Raw genomic sequence first — 21,253 nt, 5'->3', positions numbered from 1 at the left:
GTCATGAGCGCTGCCGCACCGGTCGCCATCGTCGGCGCCGCGCGCACCCCGATCGGCGCGTTTCTGGGAGAATTGAAGGACGTTTCGGCGCCGCAGCTCGGCGCGCACGCCATCGAGGCGGCGGTGACCCGCGCCGGCCTGGCGCCGAACGACATCGACGAAGTCGTCATGGGCTGCGTGCTTTCGGCAGGCCTTGGCCAGGCCCCGGCGCGGCAGGCGGCGCTCGGCGCCGGGTTGCCGGAGACGACGGGCGCCGTCACCATCAACAAGATGTGCGGCTCTGGAATGAAGGCGGTGATGCTCGCGAGCGACCAGCTCGCCGTTGGAGGCGCGCGGATCGCGGTCGCTGGCGGCATGGAGAGCATGAGCAACGCGCCTTATCTGCTCGATCGCGCGCGCACCGGTTATCGAATGGGACACCGCAAGGTCCTCGATCACATGTTTCTGGACGGTCTGGAGGACGCCTACGAAAAGGGTCGGCTGATGGGCTCCTTCGCGGAGGATTGCGCGACGGAGTATCAATTTACCCGCGAGATGCAGGACCAATATGCGTCGACGTCGCTGGCGCGCGCGCAACGCGCAACGAGCGACGACTCTTTCGCGCAGGAGATCGCGCCAATAACCCTGGGAAAAGGCGGCAACGCGCGCGCCATCGCCAGCGACGAGCTGCCCGGCAAGGCCAAGGCGCAGGATATCGCCCGGCTGAAACCGGCCTTCAGGGAGGACGGCACGATCACCGCCGCCAACGCCAGCGCGATATCCGACGGCGCGGCGGCGCTCGCGCTGATGCGCGTCGACGAGGCCGAGCGCGCCGGCGCGACGCCGCTCGCCGTCATTCGTGGCTATGTCACGGTCGCAGGCGCGCCGAGCCGCTTTTCCGTCATGCCGATCGAAGCGATCCGCAAACTCCTGGACCGGGTGGGCTGGGCGGCGAACGACGTCGACCTCTTCGAGATCAATGAAGCATTCGCCGTCGTCGCCATGGCGGCGATGCGCGAACTGGACTTGCCGCATGAGAAGGTCAATGTCCGTGGCGGCGCCTGCGCGCTCGGCCATCCGATCGGCGCGTCGGGCGCACGGATCATCGTCACGCTTCTCGCCGCTCTGGAAGCTAAAGGCCTAAAAAGGGGCGTGGCGGCGCTCTGCATCGGCGGCGGAGAAGCGACCGCGATGGCGATCGAGCGTCCGGCCTAGCCCCAGCGCCTCAGTTGCATGATCTTGCGCAGCCGGTCGGTCGAAAGTTCCATCGCGGCGTTGACAGGAGAGACGCTCTCGGCGCGCGACCGCTCCAGCGAGAGCCGCGTGTTGCGCCCGATTTTTTCCTCTATCGCCGCGAAGGCCGCCGCTTCGCCGCCGCCGCTATATTCAATGCTCGCGCAGATCACGCCGCCGGCGTTGGCGATGAAATCCGGGACGCTGACGATTCCCCGCGCGAACATCATGCGTTCCGCCTCGACGGTGGCGGGAATATTCGCGCCCTGCACCACCAATTTACAGTCGAGCATGTCAACATTGTCCGCGCGCAGCACGTCGGGGCGCGCAGCCGGGATGAAGATCTCGCAAGGCAAGGCGATGAGCGACTCGGGGTCGATGGCGCGCGCGCGCTCCAGATCGCCGACGCTCTTGCCCTGGCGCTTCAACGCGGCGAGCGCCTCGATATCGAGCCCATCCTCGTCAGCCACCGCGCCGCGGCTGTCGGATACGCCGACCATTCGCGCGCCTTTGCTCGCCAGAAACCGCGCAGCGTGTATGCCCACGGCGCCAAACCCCTGCACGACGATGCGCGCTCCGCCTAGTGAAACATCGGCGAAGGGCGCGGCTGCGCAGGCAGCGATCATCACGCCAAAACCCGTGGCTCCGATTTCATCGAGAGGAATGCCGCCAATCTCCGCCGGGAGACCGACCGAGCGGCCGATTTCGTCATGCACCCAGGCCATCGCCGTCTCGTCCGTGCCCATGTCGGGTCCGGGAATATAGTCGACGAGCTGCTCAATGGATTTGGCGAACACGCGAATGAGCCGTTCTTTGTCGGCCGGCGCCATATCGGGATCGCCGAAAATCACGGATTTTGCGCCGCCATGCGGCAATCCGCAGGCCGCGTTCTTCAAAGTCATCGCCCGAGCGAGTCGGAAGCACTCCGTGACGCTGACGTCCGGCGCCATACGTGTGCCGCCGATGGCGGGACCTGCGGCGACATTGTCGATGACGACGACGGCGCGCAGTTCGACCGAAGGCGACCAGATGTGGACGATCTTCGCGGGGCCAAATTCGTCTCGAAATGAGAAAGGATCGATTTCCGATTTGGCGGGCATGATCGGTAAATTGGACAATCGGCCATACAGTCAAGCCCGCAGCTGAGCCCCTTTTCCTGCGCTGCGGCGCCGGGAAATCGCCAAAAAAAATGTCGCAGAGCCGTGACCTCGCGTATCGCCGCGCTACTTCGCTCATCAGGAGCGGGGCGATGGGAAACATTGAGATGGGCTTCGATCTCCATATGGATCTTGTTCAGCTGTTGTCGCCGAGCGGCGAGATCAGCAAGGCGGCCAGCAATTCGGCGAAAGATATCGAGCGACTGGTCCGATTCTATCGCGCGATGACGCGAACCAGAATCTTCGACAACAAGGCGATCAGTCTTCAACGCACCGGGCAGCTGGGCACGTTCGCGTCGGCGCTCGGCCAGGAAGCGATCGGCGTCGGGGCGGCCGCGGCGATGGACGAACGCGACGTGCTCGTGCCGTCCTATCGAGATCATGCGGCGCAATTCTATCGCGGCATGGCGATGTCCGAATGTCTGCTCTATTGGGGCGGCGACGAGCGCGGCAGCGATTTCAAGAATGCGCGAAGCGACTTCCCAAACTGCGTCCCCGTCGCCACGCAGGCCCCGCAGGCGGTCGGCGCGGCTTACGCGTTGATGGCGCGGAAGGAGGATCGCGTCGTCGTCACGTTCATCGGCGACGGCGGCACCTCCAACGGCGCCTTTTACGAAGCGTTGAACATGGCCGGAGTCTGGAAAACGCCTGTCGTGTTCATCATCAACAATAATGGCTGGGCGATATCGACGCCGCGGGAACTTGAGAGCGCGGCGGAGACTCTCGCGCAAAAGGGCGTCGCCGCCGGCGTCGAGGGGCGTCAGGTCGACGGCAATGACGTCATTGCGGTGCATGAAGTCGTGCGACGGGCGATCGACAAGGCGCGATCGGGCGGCGGACCGACGCTCATTGAAGCGCTCACCTATAGGCTCGGCGATCACACCACCGCCGACGACGCATCGCGCTATCGCGATCCAGAAGTCGTGCGCGCGCAGTGGACGCGCGAGCCGATCGCTCGGCTGCGCGCTTACCTTGTGAGCGAAGGCGCCTGGTCGAAAGAGCAAGAGGCGGAGCTGCACAAGGAGTGTGCGGAAGAGGTCGATCGCGAGGTTGCAGCCTACTTGCACGCCTCGCCGCTGAACTCCGACGCCATGTTCGAGCATCTCTACGCAAAGCTCCCGGATACCCTGCAGTGGCAACGCGAAGAAGCGCGCCGATTTGCCCAGCGCAGCGCAAATGGCAACGGAAACGGTCATGGCTGAAATCACTCTTGTCGAAGCGGTCAATCTCGCGCTCGCGCGCGCAATGAGCGAAGACAAGGACGTCCTCCTGCTTGGCGAGGACATCGGCGTCAATGGCGGCGTGTTTCGCGCCACCAACGGCCTGCAGGCGCGGTTCGGCCGCGAGCGCGTCATCGACACGCCCTTGGCCGAAGGCGGCATCGCCGGCGTTGCGGTCGGCATGGCGGCGATGGGGCTGAAGCCGGTCGCCGAAATTCAGTTTTCCGGGTTCATCTATCCGGCGATCGACCAAATCATCAATCACGCGTCTCGTATGCGCAACCGCACGCGGGGGCGGCTGACCTGTCCAATGGTGCTCCGCTCGCCTTGCGGCGCCGGCATCCATGCGCCCGAGCATCACTCGGAAAGTCCGGAGGCGATGTTCGCCCACATGCCGGGGCTCCGCGTCGTCGCGCCCTCATCCCCCGCCCGAGCCTACGGGCTACTTCTGGCGTCGGTGCGCGATCCCGATCCGGTGATCTTTCTCGAGCCCACGCGCCTCTATCGTCTCTTCCGCCAAGAGGTCGAGGATGACGGCGTGGAATTGCCGCTCGACGCCTGCTTCATCCTGCGGGAAGGCGCCGACGCGACGGTCGTCACCTGGGGCGCGATGGTGCCCGAAACGCTCGCCGCCGCTGAAAAGCTCGAAGAAGAGGGCGTGATGATTGAAGTGATCGACGTCGCGACCTTGAAACCTCTCGATGTGGAAACGATCCTGCGTTCCGTCGAAAAGACCGGACGCTGCGTCATCGTTCACGAGGCGCCGCGCACGGCGGGCTTTGGCGCCGAGGTCGCCGCCGAAATCGCTGAGCGCGCGCTTTACTCGCTGTTGGCGCCCATCAAGCGGGTCACCGGCTATGACGTGGTCGTGCCGCTGGCGAAGCTGGAGAAGCAATATATTCCAAGCGTGGACCGCATCGTCGACGGCGTTCGGCAAGTGATGGAGGCGTCATGAACATCTTTCGTCTTCCCGATCTCGGAGAGGGGTTGCAGGAGGCCGAACTCGTCGAATGGCGCGTCGCCGCCGGCGAGGACGTTAAAGTCGATCAGCCGCTCGTGGCGGTTGAAACCGCCAAGGCGGTCGTCGAAATCCCATCGCCTCGGGGAGGCCGCATCGAGCGGCTGTTCGCCTCCGCGGGTGACGTGATCCGCATCGGCGCGCCGCTGGTGGGTTTCGAGGGCGCGGGAGAGGACACGGGCTCAGTGGTCGGCGCCGTTCAGCAGGGCGCTGGCGTCGTGCGCGACCAGCCGATCTCAGTCGGCCACGTCGGCGGCGCGGTGCGGGCGACGCCTGCCGTAAGGGCCCTCGCGCGAAAGCTGAACGTCGATCTCGCCATGGTGACGCCCTCCGGCGCGGACGGGCTGATCACGACGCAGGACATCGAGCGCGTCGCGCGCATTCTCAGCGAGACAGAAGCCGCCGAGCCGCTGCGGGGCGTGCGCCGCGCCATGGCCCATAATATGGCGCAGGCGCAGGGGGAGGTGGCCGCGGCCACGATCGTCGACGACGCGGACATCCACGCGTGGGCCGCCGGGACAGATACAACCATCCGTCTGATCCGCGCTCTTGCCCAGGCCTGCAAGGCGGAGCCTGCGCTCAACGCCTGGTTCGAGTCTCATGCCTTCGCGCGCCGCGTGATGAAGAAGATCGACCTTGGCGTCGCCGTGGACCTCTCGGAAGAGGGCCTGTTCGTTCCTGTCTTGCGGGATGTCGGCAATCGTGACGCGCAGGACTTACGCAAAGGTCTGGACCGCCTGCGGCAGGACGCAGCGGCGCGACGAATTCCGCCCGAGGAGCTGCGCGGCGCGACCATTACGCTTTCAAATTTCGGCATGATCGCCGGGCGCTACGCCGCCCCGATCGTGTTGCCGCCCACGGTCGCGATTCTTGGGGCCGGGCGGATCCGCGACGAGGTGGTCGCTGTCGATGGCGCGCCAGCGGTGCATCGGATTTTGCCTCTGAGCCTGACCTTCGATCACCGCGTCGTCACCGGCGGCGAAGCAGGCCGCTTCCTGGGGGCGGTGATCGCCGATCTGACGCTCGCGGCCTAAATCTATTCGGCGTCCGGCTGCGCCTCTGGACGCGCTTCCATGAAAGCGGGGTGCGCGGCGCAAGCCGCCTCCACCGCAACGATGCGCGGGCAGGTGTCGAGGGAGACGTCAAAGCGTCGCGCGTTGTAAACCTGCGGAACGAGGCAAATGTCAGCGAGCGAAGGCGCTGCGCCAAAGGCGAAGGGGCCAGCCGCGATGAGCGCCTCGACCGCTGTCAGACCCTCTGCGATCCAGCGTCTGCGCCAAGCGGCGATCTGATCGTCCCTCGCGCCGAATTCCCCTTGCAGCGCCTCTATCACCCGCAGATTGGCGAGCGGATGAATCTCGCAGGCGATCGTCAACGCCGCCGCCCGCGCCTGCGCCGCCAGGACGGGGTCCTTTGGCAAGAGCGGCGGCTGAGGCTTCAGCGCGTCGAGATAGTCTATGATCGCCAGCGACTGGGTAATGAGTCGACCGTCATCAAGTTGGAGGGTCGGCACGATGCCCAGCGGGCTCTTCGCGCGATAGCCGGGATCACGCTGTTCGCCGTGCAAGAGATGGACGCGGCGGCGTTCCACAACGAGCCCTTTGAGCGCGATGGCGATCCGCACGCGATAGGCCGCCGACGAGCGATAATAGTCGTAAAGGATCATAGGCCTTTAACCGGATCGGGAACGCAATATCTAAATAGCAGGTCAGCCAAAGCTGTATATAGGGCCTGCTCATGGACTCGACGCTTGGCGGCGCTGGAACGCTCGCCGAAAACCCGATGGGAACGGACGGATTCGAATTTGTCGAATTCGCGCATCCCGATCCCGCGCAACTCGCCTCGCTGTTCGAGAAGATGGGCTTTGTCGCCGTCGCGCGTCACCGCTCCAAGGACGTGACGCTATATCGGCAGGGGGAAGTGAATTATGTGCTGAACGCGGAGCCTCACAGCTTCGCCGCCGAATTCCAGAAGGCGCACGGCCCGTCGGTGTGCTGCATCGGCTTCCGCGTCGTCGACGCCGCAAAAGCGATGCGCCGCGCTATTTCTCTGGGCGCCAAGCCTGTCGCCTTCGGCGTTGGCCCGATGGAGCTGAACATTCCCGCCATCGAAGGCGTCGGAGGTTCGCTCATCTATCTCGTCGACCGTTATGGCGATCAGGGTTCGATCTGGGACATCGACTTTAGGTGGATAGGAGAGCGCGATCCTAATCCTCCAGGCGTGGGGCTGACCAATATCGACCATCTGACTCACAATGTTCGGCGTGGCCGCATGGACGCGCTCGCGGCATGGTATGAGCGCATCTTCAATTTCCGTGAAATTCGCTACTTCGACATAGAAGGCAAGATGACGGGCTTGCGCTCTCGCGCCATGACGAGCCCCTGCGGCAAGATTCGTATCCCGATCAACGAAAGCGCCGACGAAAAAAGTCAGATCGAGGAATTCTTGGACGCATACAGGGGTGAAGGGATTCAGCACATCGCCTGCGCGTGCCGGGACATTTACGAGACCGTTGTCGCAATGCGCAATAACGGGCTCGATTTCATGCCGGCGCCGCCGGACGCCTATTATGAAGCGCTGGAGCATCGGCTTCCTGGCCACGGAGAGCCGACGCAGCGTCTTAAGGAACTCGGCATTCTGGCCGACGGACTCACGACGGACGCCCACCGTCTGCTGCTGCAGATTTTCTCCAAGACGGTCATCGGACCCATCTTCTTCGAATTCATTCAGCGCAAGGGCGATGAAGGTTTCGGCGAAGGAAACTTCCGGGCGCTATTTGAATCGATCGAAGAGGATCAGATCCGCCGCGGCGTTTTGAACCGGGCGGTAGGCTAGGCATGTCGCCCCCGCGCTATTTGCATGGCTTCGGCAATGAGTTCGAGAGCGAAGCTCTGCCCGGCGCGTTGCCGATGGGGCAGAACTCGCCGCAGCGGTGCCCTTATGGCCTTTACGCCGAACAATTGTCCGGCTCGGCATTCACCGCGCCGAGCCATCTCAACAAACGCTCCTGGCTCTACAGGATACGACCTTCCGTCCTGCACGTCCGCAACCCCAGGGACATCGAGCAGAGCCACTGGAAGACCGCGCCCTGCCGCGAGGCTGACGCGCCGCTCGGGCAGCTGCGCTGGGGCGCGAGCGACGTCCCAGAAGACGCAGGCTCCTTCATCGAAGGAATGCGCACCATCGTAACCGCGGGCGATTGCAGCCTGAGAATCGGCATGGCGGCGCATCTCTATCTCGCCGGCCAGTCGATGGTCGACGACTATTTCTACGACGCCGACGGCGAGTTGCTGATCGTCCCGCAGTTCGGCGACCTGCGCACCTTCACCGAGTTCGGCCTCATGGAATGCTCTCCCGGTGAGATATGCGTCATACCGCGCGGCGTGAAATTTCGGGTTGAGCTCTCGGCGGGCCCGTCTCGCGGCTATGTCTGTGAAAACTACGGCGCGCCATTTACATTGCCCTATCGCGGCGTCATCGGCGCGAATGGACTCGCCAATCCGCGCGACTTCTTTTCGCCGACCGCCGCGTTCGAAGACAAGGAAACGCCCTGCCGCCTCCGCGTCAAATGGGGCGGCCGCTTCTATCGCTGCGACATCGACCATTCGCCGCTCGACGTCGTCGCCTGGCATGGAAATTACGCGCCCTATAAATATGATCTGCGAAAATTCTGTCCGGTCGGCGCCGTGCTGTTCGATCATCCCGATCCATCGATATTTACGGTGCTGACCTCTCCTTCAGACGAAAGCGGCGTGGGCAACGTCGATTTCGCGATTTTCCCGCCGCGTTGGCAAGTCGCGGAACATACGTTTCGGCCTCCGTGGTATCATTTGAACATTATGAGCGAGTTCATGGGTTTGATTTACGGACGCTACGACGCGAAGCCGTCCGGCTTCGAGCCCGGCGGCATGTCGCTGCACAATGCGATGCTGCCGCATGGCCCGGACGCGGAAGCTTTCGAGCAGGCCTCTGAGGCCGATCTAAGCCCGGTGAAGATCGACGACGCTCTCGCCTTCATGTTCGAATCCCGACTGCCGCTCTATCCGACCTCTTTCGCCATGTCGCTTGAAACCCTGCAGCAAGATTACGCGGAGTGCTGGTCGGATTTGCGCCGCAACTTTACCGGCAATGGACCGTGAAGCTCGCATCCCTGAAGAGCCGACGGGACGGCGCCCTCATCCTCGTCTCGCGGGATCTCACGCGGGCTGTTGCGGCCGGCTTCGTCGCGCCCACTCTGCAGTCGGCGATCGAAGACTGGGAAACCGTCGCGCCGGAGCTGCGGGCGCTGGCGGCGCGGCTCGAATGCGGACTTCGCGAGAGCTTTCCCTTTCGCGAGCAGGATTGCGCCTCGCCGCTGCCGCGCGCCTATCAATGGGCGGACGGCTCGGCATATGTCAATCATGTCGCGCTCGTCCGCAAGTCGCGCGGCGCCGAGATGCCGGAGAGTTTTTGGAGCGATCCGCTGATGTATCAGGGCGGCTCCGACGTCTTCCTTGGCCCGCGTGACGCCATTCCCTTGCTCGATGAAAAGCACGATCTCGATCTCGAAGCCGAAGTCGCCATCGTCACCGATGATGTGCCGATGGGCGTGACGCCACAGGAGGCGCGCGAGCACATCAGGCTCGTCATGCTGGTCAATGACGTGACCTTGCGCGGGCTGGTCCCTCCGGAGCTTTCAAAAGGCTTCGGCTTTTTCCAGTCAAAGCCCCCTTCCGCCTTTTCTCCGGTCGCCGTGACGCCTGACGAGCTTGGCGACGCCTGGGACGGCGGGCGACTGTCGCTGCCGCTGCTGTCCTTCGTCAATGGCGCGCCGCTCGGCCGGCCGGACGCCGGAAAGGATATGACTTTCGACTTTCCGCGTCTCATCGCGCATGCGGCGCGCACGCGCGCGCTTTCCGCCGGCACGATCATCGGCTCCGGCACCATCTCCAACCGGGACGCCGACGGCGGGCCCGGCAGACCGATTGCACAGGGGGGAGATGGCTACTCCTGCATCGCCGAGCAGCGCGTGGTCGAGAAGCTCATCGAGGGCGCGCCGCGCACGCCATTTCTGACGACGGGGGATGTGGTGCGCATAGAGATGCGCGCCGCCGATGGGCGCTCGATTTTCGGCGCCATCGAGCAACAGGTGGCCAACTCAAGGCCTCAGGGTTAACCGGACGATCGGTGAAGGGCTTCCTCATCCTGAGGAGCGTGCGCAGCAAGCGTCTCGAAGGACGAGGAAGCCCGTTTTCGCGTAGTTTTCCTTCACCCTCGTGCTTCGAGACGGCTCCTGCGGAGCCTCCTCAGCATGAGGGTGAGGAAAACAATTGTTCACCCAATTCTGCTGTAGGATTAAGCGCTGCGCTTGGCGCGGAAATAATGGAAATCGCCGCGCGAAATGATGCGGTCTGCTGGCGCGAGCTCATGCGCCGCTAAATCAGAAGCGTTGCGCAGGCGATCATAGATGGGGCCGAAATCCTGATAACCGTCGGCGAGAAGCTTCTCGAAGCTTTCGATGACGAAATATGTCTGCTGAAAATCGCTGATGATGTAATTCGTCCGCATGACGCGTTCGAGCTCGAAGGCGACGCGGTTCGGCGACGAGTCTTCCAGCGAAAAGATCGTCTCGGAAGGCGAGGACATGATTCCAGCCCCGAAAATGCGCAGCCCTTTCGCCGTCTCGATCAGGCCGAACTCGATCGTGTACCAGTAGAGCCGCGCGAGATTGTGGAGCTGCCCGCGCGCGAGCGCGCGTCGGCCGCCCTTGCCATAGGATTCGAGAAAGCGCGCATAGGTCGGATTGGCGAGGAGCGGCACATGGCCGAAGACGTCATGGAAAACGTCGGGCTCCTGCAGATATTCAAGCTCCGACTCCGGGCGAATGAATGCGCCGGCGGGAAAGCGCCGATTGGCGAGATGATCGAAGAAGGCGTCGTCGGGAATCAGCCCGGCCACCGGAACGACGCTCCAACCGGTCATCGCCCCTAATCGGCGGCTCAGATCCGCGAATTCCGGAATGCCGGAGCGCGACAGTTCGAGCTGTTGCTTCGCCTCGAGGAACTCGTCGCAGGCCCGGCCGGGCAAGAGCTTCGCCTGGCGGGCGAACAGCCTGTTCCAGCGATCGTGCTCCTCGTCGCTGTAGGAGGCCCAATTCTGATCTATCGTCCAGTCCGCCTGTCGAGGCGCCTGCGCGTATCTATTCTTGCTTTCGCTCGTGAGCTGCAGTCCCATCGCGGGTGTCCGTCGTGGAAGCCGTCTCTCTCCGACATATAGGCGCGCGGTCTCGTCTTGCGAGGTGACAACGGCCGGACGCGCCTTAGATGAGCGAACATGGAAGAGCTTTCGCATTTTATCGGCGGTCGCCGAGTCAAGGGAAAGTCGGGCCGTTTTACTGACGCCTATGAGCCGATGACGGGCGCGGCGATCTCGCGCGTGCCGCTCGCCAGCCGCGACGAGGTGCGTGAGGCGATCGCCGACGCCGCCGCAGCGCAGCGAGAATGGGCGGCGGTCAATCCGCAGCGCAGAGCCCGCGTGCTGATGAAATTCGTCGATATCGTCGGACGCGAGAAGGAGAGGCTTGCGGCGATTCTCGCGCGCGAGCACGGCAAGACGCTCGCCGATGCGCAGGGCGAGATCCAGCGCGGCGTCGAAGTCGCCGAATTTTGTATTGGCGTGCCGCATCTGATGAAGGGCGAATTTACCGATTCCGCGGCGGCCCGCCTCGACGTTTATTCGATGCGCCAGCCGCTCGGCGTCGTCGCCGGCATTACCCCTTTCAATTTTCCGGTGATGATTCCGATGTGGAAATTCGCCCCGGCGATCGCCTGCGGCAATTCCTTTATTCTGAAGCCTTCCGAACGCGATCCTGGCGCACCCTTGTTTCTGGCCGAACTGATGCTCGAAGCCGGCCTGCCGCCGGGCGTGCTCAATGTCGTCAACGGCGACAAGGAAGCGGTCGACGCGCTGCTGGAAGACCCTGACGTCAAGGCCATCGGCTTCGTCGGTTCGACGCCGGTCGCCGAATATGTATATGCGCATGGCGCCGCCCACGGAAAACGCGTGCAGTGCTTCGGCGGCGCAAAAAACCACATGGTGATCATGCCGGACGCCGACATGGATCAGGCGGTCGACGCCCTGATCGGCGCCGCCTATGGCTCCGGCGGCGAGCGGTGCATGGCGATCTCGGTGGCCGTGCCGGTCGGGGAAGCAACCGCCGACGCGCTGGTCGCTCGGCTCGAACCGCGGGTCGAAAATCTGCGCGTCGGGCCTTCGACCGATCCTTCAGCCGATTTCGGTCCGCTGATCACCCGCGCGCATCTGGAGCGGGTCAAGGACTACGTCGCGCTTGGCGTCCAAGAGGGCGCGAAATTACGCGTCGACGGACGCGGTTTCAAAATGCAAGGCTATGAGAACGGGTTCTACATGGGCGGATGTCTGTTTGACGAGGTGCGGCCGGAGATGCGGATCTACAAGGAGGAAATCTTCGGTCCGGTGCTCTGCGTCGTGCGCGCGCGCGGCTTCGATGAGGCGCTGTCGCTGGCCAATGATCACGAATATGGCAATGGCGTCGCGATCTACACCCGCGACGGCGACGCGGCGCGCGAATTCGCCTCGCGCGTCGAAGTGGGCATGGTCGGCGTCAATGTGCCGATCCCGACGCCGTTGGCCTACTACACCTTTGGCGGATGGAAGCGCTCGATGTTCGGCGATCTCAACCAACACGGGCCGGACGCGATCCGCTTCTATACAAAGACCAAGACCGTTGCATCGCGCTGGCCGGGCGGCGTCAGGACCGGCGCGAGTTTCGTCATGCCGACCTTGTCCTAGCCATGATGCGCGCGGCTTTCATCGGTATGGGCAACATGGGTCGTCCGATGGCGGCTGCGCTGGCGCGCGCCGGCGTTGAGACGCGAGGATTCGACCTTAACGCATCGCTCGTCGAAGCCGCCGCCCAGGAAGGCGTCGCCGCCGCCAATACCTTGCGCGATGCGATCGACGGCGCTGACATTGCGATCACCATGCTGCAGAGCGGCGATCAGACGCTTGCCGTCTGGCGCGAAATCGCGCCTCAGGTTCGCGGCAAGCTCCTCATCGACTGCTCCACGATCGACGTCGAAAGCGCGCGCGCCGCGCATCGGCTCGCGCAGGAGAGCGGCGCGCGCTCGGTCGACGCGCCGGTGTCGGGCGGCGTCGCCGGCGCGAAAGCGGCGACGCTGACCTTCATGTGCGGCGCTGAGCAGGAGGCGTTCGCGGCGGCGAAGCCGATCCTCGAACATATGGGCGCGCATGTGCTTCATTGCGGCGGCGCCGGCATGGGGCAGGCGGCGAAAATCTGCAACAATCTGATGCTCGGCGTCACGATGATCGCGACGGCCGAGGCTTTCGTGCTTGCGGAAAGACTCGGCCTCTCGCATCGGGCGCTGTTCGACGCGGCGTCGATCTCCTCGGGCCAATCGTGGTCGCTCACCACCTATTGTCCCGTGCCGGAGATGACCCCCGCGTCGCCCGCGAACAATGACTACAAACCCGGCTTCATGACCGCCCTGATGCTGAAAGATTTGCGACTGGCGCAGGAAGCCGCCGCGCATGCGGGCTCGGCCTCTCCGCTCGGAGCCGCCGCGACGCAGCTCTACGCGCTGCATCATTCCGCTGGCCAAGGCGGCGCCGATTTTTCGAGCATCATCAGACTCATTCGCGGCAAATAAGCGATTTCGAACAATCTTGATGTTGAAACAAACACGACATAGCGTGCGCCGGCAGGCGCTTGCAACGATCAGCCGCACATTCTCTCCACGTCTTTATAGGAGGCGACACGTGTCGAATCATTTTACCGGCCTCAGTCTCGGTCCGCCGCTTGGCGATCAAAGGTTGGATCTCTGCGACCTCTACGCCTTTCAGTCTCCAAGCGATCCGACTCGGTCGGCGATCATCCTCAACGCCAATCCCGCTTGCGATGAATTTCATCCCGACGCCATCTACCGGCTGAATATCGATAATGACGGAGATTGCCTGACGGACATTGCGATCAGCTATGTATTCTCGCCCAAGCAAAACGGCAGACAGACCTTCGACGTTTACCTGGCGCGCGGGGCAGAGTCGCATTCCCCCGAACCCGTCGGCGAGAAGATCGTCTCGGGCGCGGAAGTCTCCTTCGGGCCTAATCCGAACATCGTGCGGGCAGGCGATTTCACCTTCTTCACAGGCGTTCGCAGCGACGCGTTCTTTTTCGACTACGACGGCATTCTGGCCTTGTACGACACGTCCGGCGGCAGAAATTTCACGGCGCCGCATCTGGGCGGCAAGTCTCCCTGGACCGGCAAGGATTCAAACACCGAAGCCAATGTGCTTTCGACGGTCGTCGAAATGCCGACGAGCGCTCTTGGCGGCAATCCGGCGGTCAGAATCTGGGGACGGTGCAGCGTGCGCGAGGACGGCAAGCTGATTCATGCCGATCGCGCCGGCCATCCGTCGGTCAGCAGCTTCTTCAATACCGACGAAACAAAGGAAGAATATAACGCCAGCGAACCCGTCAACGACCGCGAGCGCTGGCTCGAGCTGTTCATCCATCTGATGGGCCATACGGGCGACTACACGAGGGAAGACGCGATTACGGCGATCGACGAGCACGGCATTCTACCCGATATGCTGAGCTTCGATCCAACGAAGCCCGCGGGCTATCCCAATGGCCGCACCTTCGCCGACGACGTCATCAATTTCCGGTTATCCTTTCTCTCGAAGGGCGACATCCCGCCGGATGGGCTGGAGCCGCATACCGACACTCTGAAAGAGTTCCCCTATCTCGGAACGCCGCACCCGAAGTAAATCGCAGGCGCAATAAAACGGGCGCGCCGCCGGCGCGCCCGTTTTCGTCCTTTGCGTCGTCAAAGATTAGCGGTGCGCGCGAGTTTTCTTCGGCTTGGCGGCCGGCGCGGGGGGCGGCGGCGGCGGGGTCACCGGCATATATTGCAGGCTCACATTGCCGATGCCGGCGGAAACATTGAGGCCGGTGCCAAGGGAGACGGAAACGGGCTGCAGCGAGATGGTCTTGTTCGAGCCGCCCACAAGCACCGCGCCGCCGGCGCCGGCGCCGACTGCGACCGACCCTTCCGCGCCGACATAGTCGCCGGCCAGCGCGCCGGGCGCCACGCTGTTGGTGGCCGCGAGAACCGTCCAAATCATCTGACCCGGACCGCTGATGCCGATATTGGCGCCGACGTTGGTCAGTCTGCCGATGTAATGCTGGGGCGGGCTGCCTTTAGCGTCCGTGTATACGCAGTCGAGCGCCTGATTCTCCATGATGATCATGCCGACGCCGCCGGAAACATGGCAGAGAAGGGTGCCGACTTGCACCGACTGAGCCACGGCGGCGCTGGACGACAGCGCGATGAAAGATATCGCGCACATCGCGCGGCCGAGCGAGAAATGAGACATTATCGACTCCAATTGATGGGTGCGGAACTGAGCCGCGCGGCGGGACTTTAATGGCGAAAAACGCAAAAAGTAACCCCGCAGGGAAGCCCTTGGGCAGTCACAGGATTAATTGCGCACAGTGGATCGCGCCCGAGCCGAGCGGGCGTGGGTTCGCGCCGGAGCGATCCACCGCCGAAAAGCCAGTCGAGCACGGCTCAATGCGCTGGCGCGGCGTTCGAAGCGCCGAGCCGAACTCGGCGCAAAAGCAGGGCGAGCGGGATGATGATGATCGCGACGAGCGCCAGGGCGTGGAAAACGTCAATATAGGCCAGATGGGACGCCTGCGTTTGCATCTGCCGGCCAATCCAGACGATAGCCCGCCGCCGCGCCTCCGACGCCGTTCCGTCCAGAGCCAGAAAAAGCTCTGTGGCGCGTCGTAGCGCCTCCTGAAACGGAATGCTCGACGGAATCGAAGCGCTAATCTGCGCCGCTGCGAAGCGATTTGCGCGTTGAGATTCGGCGACCACGATTCCGCGCTGATCTGCAACCCCGCGCAAATCATCGCTACGCCGCGCCGGCTCCGAATTGCTACAGCCTGCCGATGAGCGCCATCACCACGACAATGGCGAGCAAGGCGCCGACAATGCCGCCGGGGCCATATCCCCACTGAGAGCTATAAGGCCAAGTCGGCAAGGCGCCGATGAGCAACAAGAGCAGAACGACGATGAGGACGGTCGAGAGCATGGACGAACTCCGCTTGTCCGCGCGCCAAAATGCACGACAGTTTCAAGCGCAACTCTCTCGCTGAAATTATGTTCCTTGCGCGTCTGGCGGCGGAAAGCGCGCGCAACGGCCCTGCTTGCTTTCAATTGCCCTGGGCCTACGTTTTTACCGAGAGGCGGCCGCTGCCAGCGGTAGCCCTACACGGAACGGCTCGCGACCTCGGATGTAAAGGCGCGAGCCGTTTTCTTTGAAGCGTTTCCCGCTTAGCGCACAGTTCCTGCAGGCGCAATGTTTAGCCGCGGGTCGTCTTTCGGATCGTAATAGTCGATCTGCCAAGGACCGGTTGCGGTGATCTGGAGCACTGAGTCCTCGTCGACGAAAACATAATGCAGCACGCCGGCGGGCATTGAAATGAAGCTTCCCGCCGGGAGCTTTTCGACTGTGGCGCGGTCGGCCGCCTGCCCTCGACCGAAACTGAATGCGCCGGAGATGATCGTGACAAGCTCGGCCTTGGGATGCGTGTGAGGCGGGACGCGGTATCCTTTGGGCGCCTTGATCCTGACGACGAAGTCGCCTTCTCGGCTGGGATCTCCGTACAGCACCGCCATTTCGGCGCCGCCCGGCAGCGAACTCGGCGCCGCCTCCCATTGCATGTTCTGCGGAAGAAATGCGCGATGCGCTTCGACTGCGCCGCCCTGAGCCGCTCCGCCACAGGCGAGCGCGCCTGCGACGACGATCGCTATTCTTGCTTTCATGAGTCCCTCCCACCGCCGCGATCTGTCTTCCCGCACGACGCCAGGTCGCGTCGGCCCGCGGCGCCTTTAGGGCGAGAGATATAGGGCGAGAGCGACTGCGCTCATCCCTCCGTGCTGGAAAAAGCGTGGAATTGAAAAAGCGTCGCGTTGTCGCCAGGGACAGGCTATCCCCACCAGAAGATCGTCGCGACGATGACGTAAAGACCGACCAGCGCGGCCCCGTCGACGATGTCCGCCCGGCCGTCGACGGTGACCACTGTGACCACCAACACCGAAAGAAACAGCGCCGCCGCAAGAATTGGCGGAATGGCGAGCGTGAACGGCGCCGCGCCGCCCATCGCAAAGCTGACGAGCACCAGAATCGGAATCAGCGCCACGGCGACCTGAAGCGCCGAGTTCAAAATGACGCTGACCGCGAGGTCGGCCTTGCCCTGAGCCGCGAGCCGAACGCCCACGACATTTTCGACGGCGTTGCCGGCGATGGCGACGATGACGAGCCCGGAAAAGGCCTCGCTGATGCCCAAGATTTCAATCGCTGGACCGAGCGCGTCGACGAACCAGTCCGAGACGAAGGCGGCAGCGCCGCCACAGGCGGCGAGAACGGCGATCGCGGCGCCGAGCGACCATGCCTGCACGCGCGCATGCGCTTCAGCCGGCAGCGCACGCTGCCCCTGACTGAGCATCGCCTGGGTGAGCACAACGAAAACGAAAAGAAGCACAATCGCGCAGACGACGGCGAGCTCCTGCTCATGGGCGCCGCTCGGCAGGTGCAACTCCTGTGCGAGCGTCGGCAGCACCAGCGCCGACACCGCCAGCAGAAGCAGCGTCGCGATCATCCGCGGCGTCTGACTTTCGAAGTGAAGAACGCCGCGCCTCCAGCCTCCGGCGATAAAAGCGAGGCCCAGGACAAGAAGCGCGTTCGACAGAATGGAGCCGATCAGCGAAGCCTGCACGACGGTCAGCAGCCCGGCCCTGAGCGCGAAGATGCAAACGAACAGCTCGGGAAGATTGCCGACCGCCGACTGAACAATGCCCGTCGCGGCCGGCGAGAGGTGATTGCCAAGCTGATCGGTGGCTTCGCCAATCACATGCGCGACGCTCGCCAGGGCCAAAGCCGCGGCGATGAAATTGACGATTGGTCCGGCTTCGGCGAAATGCAGCGCCGCGGCGACTCCCACAAGCCCGGCGGCTGGAGCCATCGTCGCGAGAACTTTCCCGTCGGCGGCTGCGCTCATCTGCTTTTCCTTTATTCGGCGACGCGCGCCACAGTCGATCTACGCCTTGCGCGGGCGCCGAGGGTGGATGGAGATTTGAATGAATGCAAAGACGCGCCGGATCGGTCAATCCATCTTTTGCGGCTCTCGACCAAGACGCCTTTCCAGGTCGACGATGCGTCTTGTGGTCTGCAGAACCGTGTCGGGATTGAGGCTGATCGAATCGATTCCCAAGCGCACGAGGAACTCGGCGATTTCAGGATAATCTGAGGGCGCCTGGCCGCAAATGCCGCAGTGACGTCCGTTTCGCTGTGCGCCCTCGACCGCCAATCGGATGATCTCCTTGACGCCTTCGTCGCGCTCGTCGAAGTCGAAGGCGACGATCTCGGAGTCGCGGTCGACGCCGAGCGTCAGTTGCGTCAGATCGTTCGAGCCGATCGAGAAGCCGTCGAAGTGCTTGGCGAATTGATCGATAAGCATGACGTTGTTTGGAATTTCGCACATGACGTAGATCTCAAGCCCGTTCTTGCCGCGTTCGAGACCGAGCTCGCGCATCAGCGCAATGACCTTCTCCGCTTCTTCGATCCGGCGGCAGAAGGGAATCATCAGCTTGATGTTCGTCAGACCCATCTCGTCGCGCACGCGGGTCATTGCGGCGCATTCGAGTGCGAAACCTTCCCGGTAAGCAGGGTGGGCATAGCGCGATGCGCCGCGAAAGCCGATCATCGGATTGGCTTCCTGCATTTCGAAAACCTCGCCGCCGAGCAATGAGGCATATTCATTGCTCTTGAAGTCGGACATGCGCACGACGACGGGCTTTGGATAAAATGCCGCGGCGATCGTGCCGACGCCTTCCGACAAGCGCTTCACGAAGAATTCGCTGGGGCTGGCATAATTTGCGGTCAGTTTCGCAATCTCGGCGCGTTCGCGCGCGCCGAGCCGCTCCGGGTGAACGAGCGCCATCGGATGCGCCTTGATCGAGTCCGCAATGATGAACTCCATGCGCGCGAGGCCGACGCCGTCATTCGGCAACGCCGCAAGCCCGAAGGCGATATCGGGATTGCCGACATTCATCATCACATGCGTGGCGGGTTTCGTCAGAGTCGACAGATCGACGCGCTCCACGTCGAACTCGATGGCGTCCTCGTAGACCTTTCCGACATCGCCCTCGGCGCAGCTCACCGAGATCATGTCGCCGGTGCGAATGAGGCGCGTCGCGGCGTCCGTGCCGACGATTGCCGGAATGCCTAGTTCGCGCGCGACGATCGCCGCATGGCAGGTGCGACCGCCGCGGTTCGTCACGATGGCGGCGGCCGATTTCATCACCGTGCCCCAGTCGGGCGACGTCGTATCGGCGACGAGGATCTCGCCGGGAATAAATGTTGAAAGCTCGCTGACGTGCTCGATCACGCGCGCCTTGCCGCTGGCGATCTTTGCGCCGACGGCGCGTCCTTCAACTTTCACCGCGCCGTGCTTCGTCACCTTGTAGATTTCAGCGATGTTCCGGTCGCGGCGGGACGCGACCGTTTCCGGGCGGGCCTGAACGATGTAGAGCTGGCCGTCCAGGCCATCCTTCGCCCATTCGATGTCCATCGGGCGGCGCGCGCCGGCTTTGGCGCTATAATGGTCCTCGATCTCAATCGCCTGGCCGGCGAGCGTCAGCGCTTCTTCGTCGGAGATGCAGAATTTCTCTCTTTCCTTGGCGTCGGTGGGGATGTTGCGCGTCGTCGCCCGGCCCCGATCCGAAAAGACCATCCTGATTTTTTTGGCGCCCCGCGCGCGCTTCAAAATAGCGCGCTTGCCCTGCCGATAGGTGGGCTTGAAGACGTAAAATTCGTCCGGGTCGACCGCGCCCTGGACGACGTTTTCGCCAAGGCCGTAGGCGCCGGTCAGGAAGACAACGTCCTCGAATCCGCTTTCGGTGTCGATCGTGAAGATGACGCCGGACGCCGCCAAATCCGAGCGCACCATTTTCATCACGCCGACGGAGTTGAACACTTTGAAGTGATCGAACCCATTGTCGATGCGATAGCGGATGGCGCGATCGGTGAAGAGGCTCGCAAAGCAATGACGGATCGCGTCGAGAACGGCGGCGGGGCCGCGCACATTGAGATAGGTGTCATGTTGTCCGGCGAAACTCGCGCTCGGCAAATCTTCCGCCGTCGCCGATGAGCGCACCGCGACCGTCAAATCGGCTCCATATTCCTCGGTGAGGCGGGCTAGGGCGGTGCGGATTTCAGCCTCGACATCCGGGGGCGTCGGCGCGCCATAAACGATATCGCGGGCGCGCGCGGCCCGCTTGGCGAGATCATCGACGTCAGACGGGTTCAATCCGTCGAGCGTCTCTTTAAGCGCGGTCCAGACGCCCGCTTCATCGAGCGTATAGCGATAGGCTTCGGCGGTGACGGCGAAGCCATTGGGCACCAGGATGCCCTTGGCCGTCAGCTCCTGGTACATTTCGCCAAGCGAGGCGTTCTTGCCGCCCACCAGCGGCACGTCGGCGATGTTCACCTCGTTGAAAAAACGAATATATCGCCCGGAAGCCCAACGCGCCGGCTTTGTCTCTTTGGAAATCGGGGAGTCGGCCATTCTATTCATGACGAGCTCTTTTGGTAAGGGAGCGTGCGCGAGGTCCCTGGGCTATTGCGCCATAATTATTACAGCTGCGCGGTGATATTGAGCGCTTACACAGAATTTGTGTGAACAAGGCACGTTTTCAGTCGCATCGGCGCTCATAGTAGCTTAAGCATTGGCCCTTGGAGGCCGATCTGTCCTAGGAAAAAACGCTTACCCCGCTGGTTATGGTTAAAACTTGACCTAATGGTCGAGATTTGGCCGGATTCTGGGCCATAATAGGAATCTGACTGGACGGCTGGCCCAACCCAGCTCGTGCGATGGCGGGAGGCGCAAATGGATTCGCTGGATCTGGATCAGGTGATGGACGAAATCATCCCGAGAGGGGACAACAGGCCGCTGGCGCCGCCGGCGCCGAACTTTCCTGTCCGTCAGCGGCCGCGCGCCACTGACGACGCCACGGCGGCGCTGGACCTCGTGTCCCAGGCCGCCGCGGCGATCAAGGAGCTCGAAAAGCAGTCCGCTCAGGCGGTGGCGCGCGCGCATAGCGCCGCCAATGCGGTGAGAGAGAAGCTGGAGCGCGCGGAAGACCGCGGCGATCGCGCCGAAGCCGCGCTGCGCAAATCGGAGTCGGAAGCCGCCGAACTCTCCGCGGCCCTCATTCAGACACGGAAAGATCTCGAGGGGGTGCAGTCGCAGCTTGCGGCGCGGCAGGCCGAACTGTCGGCGATGGAGCAGCGGGCGGTCGCGGCCGAAAAGCGCGCCAGTGAGGCCGACGCCTCGGTTCAAAGGATCGTCGACGCGATTCGCACCCAGCTTCCGGTCAAGGTGGCCGAACAGGCGAAGCCTGCGGCCTGAGTTCCAAGAACGGGACCAGTCAGCCGCGCGGGGCGCAAAAAGATCCCGACGCGCTTACGCGTCAGGATCAAATTGCGCGACGAGCGGTGGCCTCCGGCGAAGCCGCAGTCTCGCCTGCGGCGTTCGCGCA

At 63.2% G+C, this 21,253-nt stretch carries 20 protein-coding genes; 11 read left to right on the top strand and 9 right to left on the bottom strand.

Annotated features, from left to right (window positions below; translation table 11 throughout):
• Positions 1–3: 3 nt before the first annotated feature.
• Complete coding sequence (locus IYX23_RS19255; protein ID WP_196394560.1) at positions 4–1,194, top strand: acetyl-CoA C-acyltransferase; 1,191 nt, start codon at positions 4–6, stop codon at positions 1,192–1,194.
• On the opposite strand, the gene IYX23_RS19250 is transcribed toward IYX23_RS19255, so the two are convergent.
• Entirely contained in the window at positions 1,191–2,312 is a 1,122-nt protein-coding gene (locus IYX23_RS19250; RefSeq protein WP_196394559.1) for a Glu/Leu/Phe/Val dehydrogenase, read from the bottom strand. The two genes, IYX23_RS19255 and IYX23_RS19250, sit on opposite strands and share 4 nt — an antisense overlap.
• A gap of 149 nt (positions 2,313–2,461) precedes the next feature.
• On the opposite strand from IYX23_RS19250, the gene pdhA reads away from it, so the two are divergent.
• Genes pdhA through IYX23_RS19235 form a run of 3 tightly spaced genes read left to right on the top strand, consistent with a single transcriptional unit; the run spans position 2,462 to position 5,641 of the window.
• Complete coding sequence (pdhA, locus tag IYX23_RS19245) at positions 2,462–3,571, top strand: pyruvate dehydrogenase (acetyl-transferring) E1 component subunit alpha (RefSeq protein ID WP_196394558.1); 1,110 nt, start codon at positions 2,462–2,464, stop codon at positions 3,569–3,571.
• Positions 3,564–4,544, top strand: coding sequence for an alpha-ketoacid dehydrogenase subunit beta (locus tag IYX23_RS19240; RefSeq protein WP_196394557.1), 981 nt, complete (start codon positions 3,564–3,566; stop codon positions 4,542–4,544). Before pdhA ends, IYX23_RS19240 begins: the two co-directional genes overlap by 8 nt.
• A complete protein-coding gene (locus IYX23_RS19235) occupies positions 4,541–5,641 on the top strand; it encodes a dihydrolipoamide acetyltransferase family protein (RefSeq protein WP_196394556.1) in 1,101 nt (366 codons plus the stop codon). Before IYX23_RS19240 ends, IYX23_RS19235 begins: the two co-directional genes overlap by 4 nt.
• A gap of 2 nt (positions 5,642–5,643) precedes the next feature.
• Here IYX23_RS19235 and maiA read toward each other — a convergent pair whose 3' ends face one another.
• Positions 5,644–6,273 (bottom strand): maleylacetoacetate isomerase, encoded by a 630-nt coding sequence (gene maiA, locus IYX23_RS19230; protein ID WP_196394555.1) that lies wholly within the window; start codon positions 6,271–6,273, stop codon positions 5,644–5,646.
• Positions 6,274–6,344: 71 nt separating this feature from the next.
• On the opposite strand from maiA, the gene hppD reads away from it, so the two are divergent.
• The 3 genes from hppD to IYX23_RS19215 are packed head-to-tail and all read left to right on the top strand — an operon-like array spanning position 6,345 to position 9,762.
• Complete coding sequence (gene hppD, locus IYX23_RS19225; protein WP_196394554.1) at positions 6,345–7,442, top strand: 4-hydroxyphenylpyruvate dioxygenase; 1,098 nt, start codon at positions 6,345–6,347, stop codon at positions 7,440–7,442.
• A gap of 2 nt (positions 7,443–7,444) precedes the next feature.
• A complete protein-coding gene (gene hmgA / locus IYX23_RS19220) occupies positions 7,445–8,746 on the top strand; it encodes a homogentisate 1,2-dioxygenase (RefSeq protein WP_196394553.1) in 1,302 nt (433 codons plus the stop codon).
• On the top strand, positions 8,743–9,762 hold the full coding sequence (locus tag IYX23_RS19215) for a fumarylacetoacetate hydrolase family protein (protein ID WP_196394552.1): 1,020 nt from the start codon (positions 8,743–8,745) through the stop codon (positions 9,760–9,762). Before hmgA ends, IYX23_RS19215 begins: the two co-directional genes overlap by 4 nt.
• 179 nt (positions 9,763–9,941) lie before the next feature.
• On the opposite strand, the gene phhA is transcribed toward IYX23_RS19215, so the two are convergent.
• Entirely contained in the window at positions 9,942–10,820 is an 879-nt protein-coding gene (gene phhA, locus IYX23_RS19210; RefSeq protein ID WP_196394551.1) for a phenylalanine 4-monooxygenase, read from the bottom strand.
• Between the two features lie 99 nt (positions 10,821–10,919).
• Here phhA and IYX23_RS19205 point away from each other — a divergent pair, with 99 nt between their 5' ends.
• The 3 genes from IYX23_RS19205 (at position 10,920) to IYX23_RS19195 (ending at position 14,411) form a co-directional block, all read left to right on the top strand.
• Complete coding sequence (locus IYX23_RS19205) at positions 10,920–12,416, top strand: CoA-acylating methylmalonate-semialdehyde dehydrogenase (RefSeq protein ID WP_196394550.1); 1,497 nt, start codon at positions 10,920–10,922, stop codon at positions 12,414–12,416.
• 2 nt (positions 12,417–12,418) lie between these two features.
• On the top strand, positions 12,419–13,294 hold the full coding sequence (gene mmsB, locus IYX23_RS19200) for a 3-hydroxyisobutyrate dehydrogenase (protein ID WP_196394549.1): 876 nt from the start codon (positions 12,419–12,421) through the stop codon (positions 13,292–13,294).
• A gap of 109 nt (positions 13,295–13,403) precedes the next feature.
• The gene (locus IYX23_RS19195; protein WP_196394548.1) at positions 13,404–14,411 is read left to right on the top strand and encodes a DUF4331 family protein; all 1,008 of its coding nucleotides are present in this window, start codon (positions 13,404–13,406) and stop codon (positions 14,409–14,411) included.
• Positions 14,412–14,477: 66 nt separating this feature from the next.
• Here the strand turns inward: IYX23_RS19195 and IYX23_RS19190 are convergent, their stop codons facing one another.
• The 6 genes from IYX23_RS19190 to ppsA form a co-directional block, all read right to left on the bottom strand.
• On the bottom strand, positions 14,478–15,020 hold the full coding sequence (locus tag IYX23_RS19190) for a DUF992 domain-containing protein (protein WP_196394547.1): 543 nt from the start codon (positions 15,018–15,020) through the stop codon (positions 14,478–14,480).
• A gap of 194 nt (positions 15,021–15,214) precedes the next feature.
• On the bottom strand, positions 15,215–15,526 hold the full coding sequence (locus IYX23_RS19185) for a hypothetical protein (RefSeq protein ID WP_196394546.1): 312 nt from the start codon (positions 15,524–15,526) through the stop codon (positions 15,215–15,217).
• A gap of 61 nt (positions 15,527–15,587) precedes the next feature.
• On the bottom strand, positions 15,588–15,743 hold the full coding sequence (locus IYX23_RS19180; protein WP_196394545.1) for a DUF3309 family protein: 156 nt from the start codon (positions 15,741–15,743) through the stop codon (positions 15,588–15,590).
• Positions 15,744–15,985: 242 nt separating this feature from the next.
• Positions 15,986–16,477, bottom strand: coding sequence for a cupin domain-containing protein (locus IYX23_RS19175; RefSeq protein ID WP_196394544.1), 492 nt, complete (start codon positions 16,475–16,477; stop codon positions 15,986–15,988).
• Between the two features lie 164 nt (positions 16,478–16,641).
• Positions 16,642–17,712: a sodium:proton exchanger gene (locus IYX23_RS19170; protein ID WP_196394543.1), complete on the bottom strand. Its 1,071-nt coding sequence runs from the start codon at positions 17,710–17,712 to the stop codon at positions 16,642–16,644.
• 105 nt (positions 17,713–17,817) lie between these two features.
• Positions 17,818–20,280, bottom strand: a complete 2,463-nt coding sequence (gene ppsA / locus IYX23_RS19165) for a phosphoenolpyruvate synthase (RefSeq protein WP_196394764.1) — start codon at positions 20,278–20,280, stop codon at positions 17,818–17,820.
• A 321-nt stretch (positions 20,281–20,601) separates the two neighbouring features.
• On the opposite strand from ppsA, the gene IYX23_RS19160 reads away from it, so the two are divergent.
• A complete protein-coding gene (locus tag IYX23_RS19160; RefSeq protein WP_196394542.1) occupies positions 20,602–21,123 on the top strand; it encodes an ABC transporter permease in 522 nt (173 codons plus the stop codon).
• Positions 21,124–21,253 lie beyond the last annotated feature (130 nt).

Source organism: Methylocystis sp. L43 (genome assembly GCF_015709525.1).
GTDB lineage: Bacteria > Pseudomonadota > Alphaproteobacteria > Rhizobiales > Beijerinckiaceae > Methylocystis.
The sequence above is the reverse complement of the archived record's forward strand: the minus strand, read 5'-3'. Positions and strand labels throughout refer to the sequence as shown.

Bases quoted from the DNA above. Each gene is read 5' to 3' on its own strand.
- IYX23_RS19255 (WP_196394560.1), top strand. From the start codon at position 4: ATGAGCGCTGCCGCACCGGTCGCCATCGTCGGCGCCGCGCGCACCCCG.
- IYX23_RS19250 (WP_196394559.1), bottom strand. From the start codon at position 2,312: ATGCCCGCCAAATCGGAAATCGATCCTTTCTCATTTCGAGACGAATTT.
- pdhA (WP_196394558.1), top strand. From the start codon at position 2,462: ATGGGAAACATTGAGATGGGCTTCGATCTCCATATGGATCTTGTTCAG.
- IYX23_RS19240 (WP_196394557.1), top strand. From the start codon at position 3,564: ATGGCTGAAATCACTCTTGTCGAAGCGGTCAATCTCGCGCTCGCGCGC.
- IYX23_RS19235 (WP_196394556.1), top strand. From the start codon at position 4,541: ATGAACATCTTTCGTCTTCCCGATCTCGGAGAGGGGTTGCAGGAGGCC.
- maiA (WP_196394555.1), bottom strand. From the start codon at position 6,273: ATGATCCTTTACGACTATTATCGCTCGTCGGCGGCCTATCGCGTGCGG.
- hppD (WP_196394554.1), top strand. From the start codon at position 6,345: ATGGACTCGACGCTTGGCGGCGCTGGAACGCTCGCCGAAAACCCGATG.
- hmgA (WP_196394553.1), top strand. From the start codon at position 7,445: ATGTCGCCCCCGCGCTATTTGCATGGCTTCGGCAATGAGTTCGAGAGC.
- phhA (WP_196394551.1), bottom strand. From the start codon at position 10,820: ATGGGACTGCAGCTCACGAGCGAAAGCAAGAATAGATACGCGCAGGCG.
- IYX23_RS19205 (WP_196394550.1), top strand. From the start codon at position 10,920: ATGGAAGAGCTTTCGCATTTTATCGGCGGTCGCCGAGTCAAGGGAAAG.
- mmsB (WP_196394549.1), top strand. From the start codon at position 12,419: ATGATGCGCGCGGCTTTCATCGGTATGGGCAACATGGGTCGTCCGATG.
- IYX23_RS19190 (WP_196394547.1), bottom strand. From the start codon at position 15,020: ATGTCTCATTTCTCGCTCGGCCGCGCGATGTGCGCGATATCTTTCATC.
- IYX23_RS19180 (WP_196394545.1), bottom strand. From the start codon at position 15,743: ATGCTCTCGACCGTCCTCATCGTCGTTCTGCTCTTGTTGCTCATCGGC.
- IYX23_RS19175 (WP_196394544.1), bottom strand. From the start codon at position 16,477: ATGAAAGCAAGAATAGCGATCGTCGTCGCAGGCGCGCTCGCCTGTGGC.
- IYX23_RS19170 (WP_196394543.1), bottom strand. From the start codon at position 17,712: ATGAGCGCAGCCGCCGACGGGAAAGTTCTCGCGACGATGGCTCCAGCC.
- ppsA (WP_196394764.1), bottom strand. From the start codon at position 20,280: ATGGCCGACTCCCCGATTTCCAAAGAGACAAAGCCGGCGCGTTGGGCT.
- IYX23_RS19160 (WP_196394542.1), top strand. From the start codon at position 20,602: ATGGATTCGCTGGATCTGGATCAGGTGATGGACGAAATCATCCCGAGA.